At 68.8% G+C, this 15,073-nt stretch carries 16 protein-coding genes and 1 pseudogene; 10 read left to right on the top strand and 7 right to left on the bottom strand.

Features of this window, described 5'->3' with window-relative positions:
* The first annotated feature begins 32 nt into the window (after positions 1–32).
* From ACIBCU_RS24860 to ACIBCU_RS24850, 3 genes are all read left to right on the top strand, one after another.
* A complete protein-coding gene (locus ACIBCU_RS24860; RefSeq protein WP_399234070.1) occupies positions 33–2,117 on the top strand; it encodes a pentapeptide repeat-containing protein in 2,085 nt (694 codons plus the stop codon).
* Between the two features lie 335 nt (positions 2,118–2,452).
* Positions 2,453–3,427, top strand: coding sequence for a phosphotransferase family protein (locus ACIBCU_RS24855; RefSeq protein WP_399234554.1), 975 nt, complete (start codon positions 2,453–2,455; stop codon positions 3,425–3,427).
* Between the two features lie 176 nt (positions 3,428–3,603).
* Complete coding sequence (locus ACIBCU_RS24850) at positions 3,604–3,858, top strand: hypothetical protein (RefSeq protein WP_399234068.1); 255 nt, start codon at positions 3,604–3,606, stop codon at positions 3,856–3,858.
* Positions 3,859–3,933: 75 nt separating this feature from the next.
* On the opposite strand, the gene ACIBCU_RS24845 is transcribed toward ACIBCU_RS24850, so the two are convergent.
* From ACIBCU_RS24845 to ACIBCU_RS24825, 5 genes are all read right to left on the bottom strand, one after another.
* A complete protein-coding gene (locus ACIBCU_RS24845; protein ID WP_399234066.1) occupies positions 3,934–4,941 on the bottom strand; it encodes a recombinase family protein in 1,008 nt (335 codons plus the stop codon).
* A 302-nt stretch (positions 4,942–5,243) separates the two neighbouring features.
* A complete protein-coding gene (locus ACIBCU_RS24840) occupies positions 5,244–5,672 on the bottom strand; it encodes a DUF4267 domain-containing protein (RefSeq protein WP_399234064.1) in 429 nt (142 codons plus the stop codon).
* 281 nt (positions 5,673–5,953) lie between these two features.
* Positions 5,954–6,340 carry a VOC family protein gene (locus ACIBCU_RS24835; RefSeq protein ID WP_099872578.1) on the bottom strand — a complete coding sequence of 129 codons (387 nt, stop codon included), beginning with the start codon at positions 6,338–6,340 and terminating at the stop codon, positions 5,954–5,956.
* Between the two features lie 67 nt (positions 6,341–6,407).
* On the bottom strand, positions 6,408–6,758 hold the full coding sequence (locus ACIBCU_RS24830; protein ID WP_399234061.1) for an antibiotic biosynthesis monooxygenase family protein: 351 nt from the start codon (positions 6,756–6,758) through the stop codon (positions 6,408–6,410).
* Positions 6,759–6,809: 51 nt separating this feature from the next.
* Positions 6,810–7,256, bottom strand: coding sequence for an anthrone oxygenase family protein (locus ACIBCU_RS24825; RefSeq protein WP_399234059.1), 447 nt, complete (start codon positions 7,254–7,256; stop codon positions 6,810–6,812).
* Between the two features lie 90 nt (positions 7,257–7,346).
* Between ACIBCU_RS24825 and ACIBCU_RS24820 the strand changes: the two genes are divergently transcribed.
* Both ACIBCU_RS24820 and ACIBCU_RS24815 read left to right on the top strand, forming a co-directional pair.
* Positions 7,347–7,925: a TetR/AcrR family transcriptional regulator gene (locus ACIBCU_RS24820; RefSeq protein WP_393904488.1), complete on the top strand. Its 579-nt coding sequence runs from the start codon at positions 7,347–7,349 to the stop codon at positions 7,923–7,925.
* 50 nt (positions 7,926–7,975) lie between these two features.
* Positions 7,976–8,536 carry a CGNR zinc finger domain-containing protein gene (locus tag ACIBCU_RS24815; protein WP_393904656.1) on the top strand — a complete coding sequence of 187 codons (561 nt, stop codon included), beginning with the start codon at positions 7,976–7,978 and terminating at the stop codon, positions 8,534–8,536.
* A gap of 284 nt (positions 8,537–8,820) precedes the next feature.
* On the opposite strand, the gene ACIBCU_RS24810 is transcribed toward ACIBCU_RS24815, so the two are convergent.
* Entirely contained in the window at positions 8,821–9,249 is a 429-nt protein-coding gene (locus ACIBCU_RS24810) for a MarR family winged helix-turn-helix transcriptional regulator (protein ID WP_399234056.1), read from the bottom strand.
* Between the two features lie 129 nt (positions 9,250–9,378).
* Between ACIBCU_RS24810 and ACIBCU_RS24805 the strand changes: the two genes are divergently transcribed.
* The 3 genes from ACIBCU_RS24805 (at position 9,379) to ACIBCU_RS24795 (ending at position 12,005) form a co-directional block, all read left to right on the top strand.
* The gene (locus tag ACIBCU_RS24805) at positions 9,379–10,287 is read left to right on the top strand and encodes an MBL fold metallo-hydrolase (RefSeq protein ID WP_399234054.1); all 909 of its coding nucleotides are present in this window, start codon (positions 9,379–9,381) and stop codon (positions 10,285–10,287) included.
* Between the two features lie 422 nt (positions 10,288–10,709).
* Positions 10,710–11,408, top strand: a complete 699-nt coding sequence (locus ACIBCU_RS24800) for a recombinase family protein (RefSeq protein WP_399234052.1) — start codon at positions 10,710–10,712, stop codon at positions 11,406–11,408.
* A gap of 192 nt (positions 11,409–11,600) precedes the next feature.
* Positions 11,601–12,005, top strand: coding sequence for a TolB family protein (locus ACIBCU_RS24795; RefSeq protein ID WP_399234050.1), 405 nt, complete (start codon positions 11,601–11,603; stop codon positions 12,003–12,005).
* Positions 12,006–12,133: 128 nt separating this feature from the next.
* Here the strand turns inward: ACIBCU_RS24795 and ACIBCU_RS24790 are convergent.
* Positions 12,134–12,543, bottom strand: a pseudogene (locus tag ACIBCU_RS24790) (IS630 family transposase); the annotation flags it as partial.
* A 383-nt stretch (positions 12,544–12,926) separates the two neighbouring features.
* Between ACIBCU_RS24790 and ACIBCU_RS24785 the strand changes: the two are divergent.
* Entirely contained in the window at positions 12,927–14,141 is a 1,215-nt protein-coding gene (locus ACIBCU_RS24785) for a M20/M25/M40 family metallo-hydrolase (RefSeq protein WP_399234048.1), read from the top strand.
* 45 nt (positions 14,142–14,186) lie between these two features.
* Positions 14,187–15,001 (top strand): IS5 family transposase gene (locus ACIBCU_RS24780; RefSeq protein WP_399234551.1). Its coding sequence is split into 2 segments (ribosomal slippage): positions 14,187–14,535 and positions 14,535–15,001, totalling 816 coding nucleotides; the frame shifts between segments, so codons are not numbered across the junction.
* Positions 15,002–15,073 lie beyond the last annotated feature (72 nt).

Below are 15,073 nucleotides of genomic sequence, written 5' to 3'. Positions count from 1 at the left end.
CGTGGTGGCAGGGTGTCGCGGGTGACGGTCGAGTGGTTGGGGAAGTTCCGCCGCGAGCGGCGGGCGCCACCCTGGCCGCCGGGGCCGACATCGACCACCGGGGCACTCCCTTCACTGCACTACTCCTCCAAGCCCTGCACGACCCCACCACTCATAGGCCCCGCATTGGTGCTGCCTGGTTCGACGAGGCGGAGTTCTTCGGCGACGCCTGGTTCGACGAGGCGGAGTTCTTCGGCGACGCCTCGTTCGACGAGGCGGAGTTCTCCGGCGACGCCTGGTTCGGCGAGGCGCAGTTTGCTGGCCACACCCAGTTCGAGAGGGCGCAGTTCTCCGGCACCGCCCGGTTCGGCGAGGCGCAGTTCTCCCGCACCGCTTGGTTCAGCGAGGCGCGCTTTTCCGGCGACGCCGTGTTCAGCGAGGCGGAGTTCTTCGGCGACGCCTGGTTCGACGAGGCGGAGTTCTCCGGCGACGCCTCGTTCGGCAAGGCGCAGTTCTCCGGCACCGCCCGGTTCGGCGAGGCGGAGTTCTCCGGCGACGCCTGGTTCGGCGAGGCGCAGTTTGCTGGCCACACCCAGTTTGAGAGGGCGCAGTTCTCCGGCACCGCCCGGTTCGGCGAGGCGCAGCTCTCCGGCGACGCCCTGTTCGACCAGGTGCGCTTCTCCGGCGACGCCATGTTCGGCAAGGCGCGGTTCTCTGGCGACGCCTGGTTCAGCGAGGCGGAGTTCTCTGGCGACGCCTGGTTCAGCGAGGCGGAGTTCTTCGGCGACGCCTGGTTCGACCAGGCGCAGTGCTCCCGCACCGCTTGGTTCAGAAAGGCGCAGTTCTCCGGCGACGCCCGGTTCGGCGAGGCGCAGTTCTCCGGCGACGCCTGGTTCGACCAGGCGCAGTTCTCCGGCGACGCATGGTTCGGCGAGGCCCGGTTCTCCGACGACGCCGGGTTCGGCGAGGCCCGGTTTGAAGTGACGCCGGTGTTCGGGCCAGTGGTGTGTGCGAAGACGGTCGACCTATCTGGTGTGGTGTTCGAAGCACCGGTGACGCTGGAGATCGCGGCGAACGCGGTGCGTTGCGAGAGGACCCGGTGGGGGTCCACGGCGACGCTGCGCCTGCGGTACGCCGCAACGGACCTCAGTCACGCGGTGCTGTCCTTCCCGGTGGCGGTCGTTGCCCACCCCACGCCCTTCACCACCAACCGTCTCGCCAGTACGTCGGTGAATGAAAGTCTGCTGGCAGGATCCGGCAGCGGAGTGCGGGTGGTCTCGGTGCGCGGGGTGGACGCCGCGCACCTGGTCCTGACCGACACCGACCTGCGGGACTGCCTGTTCTCCGGGGCCTTCCACCTCGACCAGCTCCGCTTGGAAGGCCGCTGCACCTTCGCCCCCACCCCCACTGGCCTGCACCGTCGCTACCTCATACGGCCCTACCGGTGGACGCGCCGGCGCACCCTGGCCGAGGAACACCACTGGCGCGCCCAGTCGACTGGCCAGCCCGCCCCGCCCCCGGGCCAGGCGCCCTCACCGCGTGACTGGCGTACCGGGCCGCACCACCCCGACCCCGATCTCACCCCCGACCCGGACGACGTGGCCGCGCTCTACCGGCAGCTGCGCAAGGCCTTCGAGGACGGCAAGAACGAGCCCGGTGCGGCGGACTTCTACTACGGCGAGATGGAGATGCGCCGCCACGACCGCACCGGCACCCCGCCCGGTGAACGCGGCCTGCTGTGGGGGTACTGGCTGGCCTCCGGCTACGGCCTGCGCGCTTCCCGTGCCCTGGGCTGGCTGCTGGCGGCCATGGCGGCCACCGTCGTGCTCATCATGGGCCTCGGCCTGCCCGACTCCTCACCGAAGCAGGTCGCCACCGGCACTGTCCCGGCCGGCGGCGGGCGGGTGACGCTGGCCGTGGACAAGCAGGATCCGCAGCTGACGCTGTCCGTCGGCGACCGATTCACCCAGGAGCGCTTCGACAAGGCCCTGCGAGTGGTCCTGAACTCCGTCGTGTTCCGCTCCAGCGGCCAGGACCTCACCACCTGGGGCACCTACACCGAGATGGTCAGCCGCTTCACCGAGCCCGTCCTGCTCGCGCTGGCCGTCCTCGCTATGCGCAGCCGCATCAAGCGCTGACACTCACAGCCATCCGCGAACTCTTGTTCAGCAAACTGAACGCTATACCGGTGATTCCTGCCCCACTGCTCCCCGAGCCCCTTATCGGTCTTCGTAGATGAGGGGGAGACGGGGGTTGATACTGGTGGGCTCTCGTATTTAACTGTCGCCGGTTCCCCGTGGAGCTAGCCCGGCGGTCACCGTCAGTGATCTCGGGCGGCAGTGGGGCACCCCAGGGCACCAGAGCCAGCGCGTGCTCGGGTCCGGAATAAACCAATCGCCCGCACGTCGATGCTCCCGTAGGGTGCGCGGGTTGTCGTGGCGGAGAGGCGGTTCGGAGCGTGGCACGCAGGGCAGTGACGCGGGAGCAGTTGGCGGGTGCGGCGCGGGCCGCACTGGGCGGCAGGCGGCGGCTGGAGGCGGTCGAGCGGATCGCGGGCGGCAGTAAAAAGGGCGTGTACCGCCTGGTGATGGACGATGCGACGACGGCGATCGCCTACCTGTGGGACGACGCCGAGAACTACTGGCCGGCGGCCGAGGGCGACGACGACCTCACCGACCCGTTCTCGCCCGGCCTCGGGCTCGATCTGTTCGAGGCTGCGCACGCGCGGTTGGACGCACTCGGCGTCCGCGTTCCGGGAATCCGTCTCGTCGATCGCGACGGCGCCCACTGCCCGGCCGACCTGGCGATCGTCGAGGACCTCCCAGGCGAGAGCCTGGAGGAGTTGCTCGCGCGCGACCGGCGCGCGGCTGCTCCGGTCATGGCCCGGCTCGCGGAGTCGCTGGAGGCGATGCGGGGCCACCGGGCACCCGCGTACGGCAAGGTGGCCGTGGTTGATGGAGGAGGAACGTCGCGCGGTACGTCGTGCGAGGGGGTGGTCCTCGACAGTGCTCTGCGGGACCTCGCCGAGGCAGCCTCGCGCGATCCGCGGATCGCGGGCGCCCGCGACCGGCTGGAGGAGCGGCTGCTGGGCCTGGCGGCGGCGGTGCGGCCACGCGCGGAGTACGCGGTCGTGCACGGCGAACTGGGACCCGACCACGTGCTGGTGGACGCTGACCAGAATCCCGTGGCGATCGACATCGAGGGGTTGATGTACTTCGACGTCGAGTGGGAGCACGTGTTTCTGAGGATCCGCCTGCACGACGCCTACCAGCCGCTGAGGGTGGCAGGGTTGGACGAGGACCGGCTCGCGCTCTACATGCTCGCACAGCGACTCTCGCTGACGGCGGGTCCGCTGCGGCTGCTCGACGGGGACTTCCCCGACCGGACGTTCATGGCGGGCATCGCCGAGTACAACCTGAAGCAGGCTCTGGAACTGGTCCACGCCTGAATTCCCGGGTGTCTCAACTTGTTCGCCAAATACGGCCATGGTACTGGTGGCTCGCGTATTCAACTGTCATCGGTTCCCCGAGGAACCCACCCTGCTGGTGACCGGCTGTGATCGCCAGCGGCGTATCGGCTCCAGGTCCCACCGGTCTCCCTGAGGAGACGGCTGGTGGTCTTGTCGTGGTAGCCGAGAGCGTCCGCAACGACAGGGGCAGGCAGTTCAAGGAGTTGCTGGCGGACGGCGGCGCCGCGGGCGGCGGCGGCCGGGACCCCGATTTCGCGGAGGAGCGCGGCCAGGTGGTCGGGGCGGGCCGGCTGCCCTGCCCGGCGACCAGGAAAGAGCCAGCGGGAGGCCGGGTTGGTGGCGGTGTCCATGTTGTCGCGGTTCGCGATGTGCTCCAACAGCAGGGAGTCGACCGGTGCGGGGACGGGTGAGGCTGGTTCCCCGAGCCGTAGAAGTAGGCCCTGTTCTCCCGAAGCTGCCAGGAAGTGACAAGTAGCTCTCTGTAATCAGAGTGGCGCTTGGTGACGGCTGGCGGGGCGGGGACTGGGAACTTCGCTGACACGGAGGTTAGCGAAGTCGGCGTGCGCGGTCTCGACGGCTTCGGGGTATGCCTCGCGCTTGGAGTGTTCTGCGAGCGCCCGGTAGATGCTGGCCACGGAGGGGCTCTGCCCCTTGCGCCTGCCGGTGGGGATGATCAGGTCGGGCTGAATCTGCTCGACGGACTCGCCGCCCGCGCGGCGCCGCAGCACGGTGTGCAGCATGTCGTCGGTGATGACCGGCGGCCGGCCGCCGTGCTTGCCCTTGCGGGCTGCGGTGTCGAGCCCCTCCAAGGTGGACTCGCGAATGTTCTCCCGCTCGGTCTCCGCCATCGCGGCGAAGAACGCGAACAGCAGCTTCCCCGGGCCGGTCGGCTCGTAGATGCCGGGCAGGGGACCGGCGAGCATCTCCAGGACGAGGCCGTGAGCGGTGAGGTGGTCGGCGAGCGCGGTGAGTTCGGCGGCGTCGCGGCCGAGGCGCTTCATCTCGTAGACGGTGAGGATGACCCGGCAGTGCGGGGCGTGCGCCTTGACCTCCCGCGCGGTCCGCAGCGCCTCCTCGAACCGGGGCCGGACCCGTACGCGGGTGCTGATCTTCTCGGCGAAGATCTTGTCCCGGGGGATGCCGTGTCCCGCGAGCGCGTCGAGCTGGGAGTCGAGTTCCTGCCCGAGGGTCGAGCAGCGGGCGTAGCCGATGCGGATGTCCGTGCTCGGCAGGTCCGGGTCGATGGGTGCCGGCGGCGGGGTGCCGGGCCGCCACGGCTGGCCTGGGCCGCGGTCGGCGGGGGTCGGGACGCGCAGCTCCTTCTTCAGGCGGGGAACCTGGGTGAAGCGGCGGGTGTGGTAGGCGGAGGCGACCGCGCCGCCGCGCGAGCGGCACGGTGAGCCGGGCTGGGCGTCGCACTTCGGACAGGCGTGCTGTTCGACGTCGTCGGCGTCCGACCGGTCGGTCGGGAAGGGCTGCTGAGGGGCCGTCATGGGCCCGGATTTTCGCACAATGCAAGTCTCAGAAGAGGGTCTGTCCCGCTTTTGTGTGAGAACGGGTTCTGAGAGTGAATCCGAGTTCGGCGGGGGTCCGGCGGCACGCGATTGATCTTGCTCGCGCAAAGGATCGTTTATGAGATTCGGGACAAGGGGCCGGTTCGGCTCGACCGGCTGCCTCAGCCGTCAGGCCGTCGCTTACTGGAAGAGGATCGTCTGCCTGGCCTTTCCCGGCGGTCGCTGACAGATAAGGGGTGGTCCGGCCATGGGGCCGGGCCACCCCTTCGGGCATGCAACTGTCATGCGGGCTGCGCGGCGGGCGCTGGGGCGGGGGCCTTGTGGGCCTTGCGGGTCTCGCGGAGGGTCAGCAGGCCGGTGATCGCGATCAGCGCCGAGGTCAGGCCGTGTATGCCGAACGCGGCGGCGAGGGGGCCGTGGTGGGCCAGGACGTTGATCATGTCGCCGAACGGGGCGACGGCCTCCATCAGCAGGACCCAGCCCAGGGCGCGGCGGTGGCCCGTCACCAGCAGGATGCCGATGACCAGGCCCATCGCGAGTTCGCGGGTGCCCTTCATGATGAGGAAGCCGTCGCCGTTGCCGGCGGGCCAGTTCGGCAGGCCAACGCCCTGAGTGGACGCCTCAGGAGCCAGGATGAAGGACAGCCCGAGGTAGAGGACGAACAGGGTGACGGCGGTGACCAGCACGGTGTTGACGTTCTTCAGCGACATGACGCTTCTCCTTTGATGCTCAGGTTGGAGTGGGGCAGGGTTCATCCCGGGCGTAGCCGGGGCGGCCGGTGACGTGCCAGATGACGCGGACCGGTGCGGGCGGGGCGGACAAGACCGCCTTACTCGGGGGCATCCGCAGACCCGCACACCAGAAGTGCTTCGCAGTGCTGCTCTGCAGACGGGGGGAACGGACACTGACGTGGCTGACCGGCATCGCCGCGGCTGCGAACGCAATCCCGCTGTCACCAGCGAGGGCGTGATCCGCTGGGCCGCCACCGGCCTCACGACCCGGCACCGCCCGGGGTGAGGATTTCCATGAGATGTCCGTCGGGGTCGCGGAAGTAGGTACCCCTGCGGCCTTCGGTGCGCTCGCTGCGGTAGATCTGCCCATTCTCTTGGCATGCGGGATCGGCGTAGTGGGTGATTCCACCGTCCTGTATGCGGGCGAAGGCGGCGTCGAACTCCTCCTCGCTGACCATGAATGCGTAGTGGTGTGGCTCGAAGTCGTCCAGCTGGTCGTAGTCCAGGCTGACTTGGTTGGCCAGCGTGACCGGCGTGAAGTGCGCCAGCGGCGGGTCGACGCTGAGACCGAGGATGTCGGCCAGGAACTGCGCCGAGGCTTGCGGGTCACGGGCGGGGACGATGGTGTGGTTCAGTTCCACGGTCATAGTGACTCCTGTTCAGGGACGGGCTGCGCGAGGTGGGGTGCTGCCCTCCCCGGCTGCGGTTGCCGTGTCACACGTCGATCTGCTCGAAGATGTGCGGGTACGACACGATGTCGTCGGGGAACTCGGCAACCATGCGCTGGAACTCCGGGCTGCCGAACGCCGTGGCGAGAGCCTCGGTCGACTCCCAGACCGCGACGTTCATCAGAAGCCGGCTGTCCGCCGTTCCCTGGTGCATCCGCAGGGAGACGAATCCCGGCTGAGCCTTCATGAACTCGGCCTGCCTGTGAAAGAGGGCCAGGAACGCTTCCGTCCTCTCCTTCGGGACGACGAAGGTGTTGGCCAGGACGATGGGCCCGGTCTTCTCCTTGAACTGCGCGAACATCGGCGTGTGCGGGTCGAGACTCTGCAGCTTGGCCATTTTCGGTACGTCCTCTCGCTGTCGGTCAGTGGGTGTCGTGAGCCCGTGGGCTCAGGTGAGGGCGGTGACCAGCAGGGTGAAGGCGCCGACGATGACGGCGACGCGGACGTAGTGGAAGCGGTCCCAGCGCTTCATCTGCTGCTTCCAGTCGGCGGGCCGGTTCTCAGGGGTCCACGTCTTGTTCCGGTTGTTGATCGGAACGAGCAGCAGGAGCGACATGACCACGCTGAGGATCAGCAGCGCGCCGGCGGTGACGACGAGGCCGGTACCGCGGTGGTGCCACCCGGCCACAGCCCAGACCGCGACGAGGACGAGCGAGCCGATGTACCAGACCGGCATCATGGCGCCGAGCATCCGGCCCCCGTGGGAGTGGGCCTGCTGATTGCTGTCCTCCGGGAGGGCGTTGAAGATCGGGTTCATGACGAAGGCGACGGAGAACTCCACCCCCACCATCAGACCGACGGCCACGGTGGTGACGACCTCGAGTGCGCTGAGCATGACGACCCTCCCGGGATCTAGCGTTGCTAGCTGGTGAGGCTACGCTAGCGCTACTGCCGCTCCATTGTCTAGCGGTGCTAGGATCGAATCATGTCGGTACAGGAACGCAAGCAGCGGGAACGGGCGGAGCGCGAGCGCCTCATCGTGGCGACGGCCCGCGAACTCGCCGAGCAGCAGGGCTGGGACGCGGTCACCACCCGCCGTCTCGCCGAGCGCATCGAGTACAGCCAGCCCGTCCTCTACAGCCACTTCCGCGGCAAACGCGAGATCATCGGGGCCGTCGCCCTCCAGGGCGCCACCGAGATGGCCGCGGCGGTGCGTGCCGCGACGTCCGCCGCGGACGGCCCGCGCGCCCGGGTGTACGCCCTCGCCCGCGCCTACCTCGACTTCGCCGCACGCAACCCGGCGGTCTACGACGCCATCTTCCAGCTCGACGGCGGTCTCGCGTACGCACAGGAGGACACCCCGGAACCCCTCAAGGACGCCTTCGCCGCCCTGATGGAGAGCCTCGGCGAAGTCGCCGGGGACGGCATCCACCCGGGGCTGTTCACCGAGGTGTTCTGGGCGTCCTTGCACGGGGTGGCGACCCTGACCCGGTCGGGACGGCTGCCGCCCGAGGAGACCGAGCCGAGGGTGGAGCTGCTGGTGGACCGGCTCCCCACCGTCTGACGCACCGTCCCGGCAGGAACGCAGCCAGGGCCCTCGGGCCCCGCCGCTGCCTGCCTGACGCGCCGGCATCGGCCCAGCTGGTCCAGGCGTTCGCCAACACTGTCGATGTCGAGGACGGCACCGACGACCTGGATACTGCCCGCAGGCTCGACGCATGGCTGCGGGAGCAGGGGCTCCTGCGGGGTAGCGAGCGCGTCGGGGCACGGGAACACGTCCTGTGCCTGCGGCTGCGGGCGGGTATTCGCGAGGAGTTGGGTGTCCACGTGGGAGACGCCCCCGACCAGGCGCTGCAGCTCGCGGCGACCGAGGCGCTGCGCGAACTGCCCGTCGTGGTCACCGTTGGAGCCGACTCCCCCGGCGTCCTCACCCCGGCCCTGCATCTCTCCGCGACCGAGAAGGCCCTCGGGGCGCTGGCGATCGCCTGGAGCGAGTTGTCCGTCACCGGCCAGGCGGCACGCCTGAAGCGCTGCTCCGAGCATGCCTGCGCCTGGGTTTTCTGGGACTCCTCGAAGAACCGCAGCCGCCGCTGGTGCTCGATGCGGGCGTGCGGGAACCGGGCCAAGGCCCGCCGTTACGCAGCACGGCAGGCCGCGGGGGCGACTTCCGGCTGACGCACCGGGGCCGTGTACCGACGGTGGCCCAACAAATGTTCATGGCGTGGCGCGCTTCGCCACCAGGTCGGCGGTGAGGCCCGCTACCTCCCGGGCTGCGAGGCCCTGCAAACAGGTCGTAAGGTCCGCCGAGTCCCGCAGCGCCCTCGCCCCGGGGCGAAGTAGCGCTTCCAACGGGCAACGTCCTTGTTCGTCTCCTCAACGAACCTAAACATCCAATTCGCCCCGGATGCCAGCAGGTCGGTTACCCCCTGGTGTCCGAGCCGGGATTCCGAGGCCTTGGCTCATGGGCGGATGACGGCTTGTTCCAACAGGTCCTGGAGGGCGCGCTGTTGCTCAGATGTGAGTCCGCCCAGCGGTGAGTCCTGGGCGAGGAGTTCGAGGAGCCGTTCACGGAGGGCCGCGCCCTCCGCGGTGAGGATGAGGTGCTTTGCGCGGCGGTCGGTGGGGTGGGCGCGGCGCTCGACCAGGCCGAGCTTCTCGAGCTTGTCGATGACGAAGGTGGCATTGGAGGGCTCGCAGCTCATGCGTTCGGCGAGCTCTCGCATAGTCATGGGCCCGGTCATCTCCCGCAGCGCAGTGGCCTGGGCCGGGGTCAGGTCGAGCGCGACAGCACGAACGCGTACGTGATCGGCGATCTGCCGGGCCAGTGCGTCCACCAGGCCGCAGATCTCCCGCTCGGCGATGGCGTGCGGATCCGGAGGCGTCGTCATGACCCCACCCTAGCAAGTCCATCAAGTCAGAATAATTAGAGCTTGAATGATTCGAGCTTGATGCATATGGTGATGCCGTCGCCGAGACGCACGGCGACGACCTGACGCCGCACCAGAAGAGGAAGAACCATGGCGAACTCTGCACTCGACCGCACCGACCGGTTGCGTAGGCCGGCAGGAATCCGCTCGCTGCAACTGGGCGACACGAAGGTCTCGTACGTACCGGACGGCGATGTACGGCTCCGGCCACGGGCCCTGTTCCCGGACACCACCGATGAGGTGTGGGCCGCCCACCCGGAGCTTCTGGACGTCTCGGGCCATCTCGTGGCAAGCATCGGCGCCCTGCTGGTGGAGCACGGCGACCGCGCCCTGCTGATCGATGCGGGCTTCGGACCGCAGAGGCTCCCCGCGGCTCCGGACGGCCCGCGCGGCGTCATTCACGGGGGCGCGCTACTGGAGAGCCTGGCCCAGCTCGGCCGTGGGTCGGAAACGGTCGAGGCAATCGCATTCACCCACCTCCACCCCGACCATCTGGGCTGGGCCTGGCATCCCGCCCCAGGCGGTGACCGGCCCGCATTCGCCCATGCCGACTACCTGGTGTCCGCGCCAGAATGGGCCCAGCGCGACCTGCTGGAGGAGCAGGGCATGACCGCAGAGGTCACAGCCCTGGCGCCGCTGGTGCGTCCCGTGGTGGACGGACAGGAGATCTTCCCGGGCGTGCACGTGCGGATATCCGCAGGCCACACGGCCGGGCACGCCGAGTACGTCATCACTTCGGGCGGGCAGCGACTGATCGCCTTCGGCGATTCCCTGCACTCGCCGATCCAGGTTGACCACCCTGAATGGTCCTCCGCCTTCGATCACGACCCCGTGGGGGCCGCCGATCACCGCCGCCGTCTCGTCGTCGAACTGAAAGAGCCCGACACGATCGGCTTCGGCGGCCACTTCGCCGACGCGGTCTTCGGGCAGGTCCGGCAGAACGACAGCGGCCCCGCCTGGCGCCCCCTGGACGCCCGCCCCACTGGTGATGACCAGTGACGACAGCGCTCGCGCGCCGCCCGTGGATTCGCGCACCAGATGCTGGCAGGGCATCGTCGCTGCCGCGCTGACCGCAACGGTCACGGTGATGCCGCGCTCTGCCATCGGGGTCCTCACCCCGCGGATCGCACAAGACCTGCATGCCTCCCGAACGGCCATCGGTCTGACGATCAGCGCCTTCTACCTACGCCGCCACTGCATTGGGCTCCCCCCTCGCCAAACCGCCGGTACCCGAGGTGGTCGCCTCGATGCGTACGACTGGCATCAGAAAACGATCGTTTGGCGACAGGGGGCCCGGCCGTCCAATGAACCCGTGCAATCCGGGGGTTCGTGGCGGTGCGAATCCAATCAGATCCGATGGTAATTGCTGACAGGGTTTGACGACAGATAGGGTCCGATCCTCCGTACAGAGGGGGCCCCTGATGGCGAACCTGGTCTACAAGCGGGTCTCGACGGACCAGCAGTCCACCGCCCGGCAGGACCTCGTCCTGGACGAGGCCGGCATCGAGGACCCGGTCGTCTTCGAGGACGACCCGGGCACCTCAAGCCGCCTCCACCCGCTCCAGCGCCCGAAGTTCGGCGAGCTGCTGAAGTACGCGCGGCCGGGCGACACCGTGCACATCTCCGAGATGTTCCGCCTCGTGCGCGGCAACCAGCACATCCTCGACGTGCTCGACGTCCTCCACCGCGACCGCCTTGCCCTGCGCATCCACGACGGCGCGTTCTCCGCCATGGACCTCACCGCCCGCCACCCCCGAACCGGCGAGCTGCTGTCCACCGTGAAGTTCATGGTGCAGACCCTCGCCGCCGCCGGCGAACTCCAACGCCACCTCCAGCGCGAGCTGACCTACGACGGACTGCGCGCCGCCGAGGCCAAGGGCAGCAAGGGCGGACGCCGCCCCGCCGTCGCGGCCGCGACGACCGACGACGTACGCACCGCGTACCTCGAAGGCCGCTCCTTTGCGGCCCTCGCCCGCGACCACCGCGTCAGCCTCGATCGTCACCATGCGCGCGGACGGTTCGGACCAGAAGGTCGTCTTCGACAGTGCCACGTCCGGCCTCGACCCCGCGATGGTCGCGAAGGGGCTGGCCGGCGCGTTCCGGCCCGCCTGGTCGCATGATGGCAAATGGATCGCGTTCGGCGTGGGCGGCTGGTTCCAGACACGTGCGACGAGCGGAGCGGTGCTCGTACGGGTGCGCAGCGACGGCTCTGCCCAGCAGGTGCTCACGGACGGCACGGTCAACGCCGCTTCCCGAGCTATTCGCAGGACGGCAAGCGGATCGTCTACCGCGTGTGGGGTGAGGAGATGGGCTTGCGCATCCTCGACCTTGAGACCGGCGAGACGACCGTCCTCACCACCGAGTCCGACAACCTGCCCGACTGGTCCTGGGACGGAAAGCTCATCCTCTTCACCCGGAAGACGAGCCCCACCAACTTCGACGTGTGCACCATCAAGCCCGATGGAAGCGCCCTGAAGATACTGACGAGCAGTGGCGCCAACGACGGACATGCCGTTTGGACCTACGACGGCCGCGTCCTGTACAGCAGCGGCATGTACGGCTTCCGGGAGGAAGCGGCGCTCTACGACGACACGTTCCAGCCTTACGGCCAGATCTTCAGCATGAAGGCGGACGGTTCCGACAAGAAGATGCTGACCGACAGCCAGTGGGAGGACTCGATGCCGCTCTTCCTCACCCAGGATGTCCTCTCCAGGTGACCTGAGGATGAGGCGGCAACACCTGTATCGCGCGGAGCGCCTAAGCAGGAGTGCTCTGTCACCGAGGACTGCGTCGTCGCGACGTGGCCGGAATGCCAGAGCGGCTCCCGTGAGCGTTTCCCCCGACGCGGGCGCGCGCCCCATGCGGCAGGGCCGTCGCCGCAAGCTGACGGCTTGGTCTTCTCGCTGCGGATACGGGCGCGTTCACGTCGTTCGGTGGCCAGGACGTCACGGTGGAGGGCGTTGGCATTGCGCCAGCGCAGGTAGGCGTGCAGGGCCCGTGTCTGGACGGTGCGGTTGGGGTGGTGGGAGTTGGCGAGGGTGAACTTTCACAGCGGTCCGAAGTGGGCTTCGATCGGGTTCGCACAGGATGCATAGGCCGGGGTGAAGCACAGCTCGACCTTGCTCTTCCTGGCCCAGCAACGGATGTCAGCGTCTTTGCGGGCGGACAGGTTGTCCAAATCACCTAGATCGGGGCGCCGTCTGGCCGGGCAGCGCGTGTCGACTTCAGCGCAGCCAGTGTGTTGCCGGCGCCCTTCAACGAACCGGCCGGTGACCGCGACGGTGTCGAGCGCGCGGTCAACTTCCGCTGCGGAGTGCGGTTTTGCACTGACCATGACCCTGCGGCGCCCCCAGCACACACCCAGATGCCCGAGACAGAGCCCACAGCCGATGCTGGGGAGAGCCACCAGGCCCTCCCCAGCATCGGCATGCCCGCGTACGGGGGGACAGCTCGCCGACCGATCGGTTTTTCCGATGGTTAATGCTCGGAAAACTCCGCTGGACCGGTGGGATGCGACTGGGGCACGGTGCTCGGCAAGCACCGCCCGAACGTGCGGCTTCCACCACGCCGTCCCGGATCTCCCGGGCGGCATCAGATCACGGAAGGCCCTCGTGCTCCCTGAGACTGCCTCAACTCCAGTGGCTGCCGATCCCCTGGATTCCGACCCCGCCGGCCTGCTGGCCCGGCTGGTCTCCATCGACTCCGTCAACCCGGGCCTGGTTCCCGGAGGGGCCGGTGAGACCGTCATCGCCGATTTCTGCGGCCATTGGCTGGCCGCCCGCGGCTTCGAGGTCCACCGCCTGGAGAAGTGCCCGGGCCGGCCCTCGCTCGTCGCGATCGCCCGTGGCACCGGCGGCGGCCGTTCCCTCATGCTCAATGGCCACCTTGACACCGTCAGTCTCGCCGACTACGACGGCGACCCGCTCGACCCGCAGATGCGCGACGGCAGGATGTACCGACGCGGCACCTTCGACATGAAGGGCGGCATCGCGGCCATGATGGTCGCCGCCGCCCGCGCCACCGCCCACGGTCCCCTGCGCGGCGACCTCATCCTCGCCTGCGTCGCCGACGAGGAGCACAGCAGCTCGGGCACCGAGGAAGTCCTGGAGTCCTTCACGGCCGACGCGGCCATCGTCACCGAGCCGAGCCACCTCGAAGTCACCCTCGCGCACAAGGGCTTCGTCTGGTTCGGCGTGGAGATCGACGGCCGCGCCGCCCACGGCTCCCGTCCCGACCTCGGCGTCGACGCCATCGCCAAGGCCGGGCACTTCCTCGTCGCCCTGGAGCAACTCGGACAGCGCCTCTCCGAGGGCCCGGGGCACCCGCTCCTGGGCAAAGGCACCGTGCACGCCTCCGTCATCACCGGTGGCGAGGAGCCTTCCACCTACCCGGCGCACTGCCGCATCACCCTGGAGCGCCGCACCGTTCCGGGTGAGAACGCCGACACCGTCGAGTCGGAGCTGGTCTCTGTCCTCGATCAACTTGCCGCCACGGTCCCAGACTTCGGCTACCGGCTGACCCGGGGCCTGCACCGCGAACCGTTCGAGGCCGACCGAGAGGCCGCGATCGTGCGCACCCTCGCCCGCCACGCGGAAACGTCCCTCGGCCACCCGCCCGTGGTCCACGCCGAGCCCTTCTGGACCGACTGCGCCCTGCTGGACCGTGCCGGCATGCCTGCTCTTCGGCGTCGACGGCGAAGGCGCCCACGCGGCCACCGAGTACGTCGACCTCGCCTCGCTGGACCGCCTCACCAGCATCCTCACCGACACCATCGCGGACTTCTGTTCCTAAAGCCCTCCGCTGGCCCTGGACGGACCGGGGACCGGTACGGAACGAAAGTGCACCACTCATGACCACTAAGATTGTGTCCTATGTGGAGGCCGCTCGTTGGTCTGCGTATGGGGCGGGGTGCGTGGAGTTGGATTGTTCCGGACGGGTTGTGGGGGATCGCGGAGCCGCTGATCCCGCCGTCGAAGGTGCGGCCGCAGGGCGGCGGGGTCGCGAACATCGATGATGAGGCGGTCTTCGCGGCGATCATCTACGTGCTGGTCAGCGGGTGCGCCTGGCGGGCGTTGCCGCCGTGTTTCGGGGCGTCGAAGTCGACTGTGCACCGCCGGTTCGTCATCTGGTCGAGAGCCGGGGTGTGGGGCCGGCCGCATCAGAAGATTCTCCAGCTCCTGGACGAACAGGGCTTGATCGACCTGCCCCGGGCGGTCCTGGACTCCGCGCACGTCCGCGCTAAAAAAGGGGCGAACTTGCAGGTCCGAGCCCCGTGGACCGGGGCAAGCCGGGTTCCAAGATGCACGTCCTGTCCGACGCGGACGGACTGCTCCTACGCGTCGGACTCTCCGCGGCCAACACCCACGACAGCCAGGCCCTGAAGCCGATGCTGTCCCATTTCCACATGGGACACGAATCCCACAAGGCCGAATCCAAGCCCGTGCGCCTCCACGCCGACAAGGCATACGACATCCCCCACCTGCGACGATGGTTATGGGGCAAGCACATCGGTGTCCGCATCGCCCGCAAAGGCATCGACTCCAGCGATCGGCTCGGCCGACGCCGATGGGGCATCGAACGCACCATGTCCTGGCTCACCGGCTACCGCCGACTCAACCACCGCTACGAACGAAAACCAGCCAACTACCTGGCCTTTCTCGGACTGGCAGCCGCTCTCTGCTGCTATAAGCGGTTCCTCAAACTGACCATGTAGGACACGGTCTTAGGCGAGCCGGGCGATATCCCGCGCGTGGCGGTGGAGGGCCGCACGGGGCATGAGCTGCCC

The organism is Streptomyces sp. NPDC051064 (genome assembly GCF_044455985.1).
Classification (GTDB): domain Bacteria; phylum Actinomycetota; class Actinomycetes; order Streptomycetales; family Streptomycetaceae; genus Streptomyces.
The sequence above is the reverse complement of the archived record's forward strand: the minus strand, read 5'-3'. Positions and strand labels throughout refer to the sequence as shown.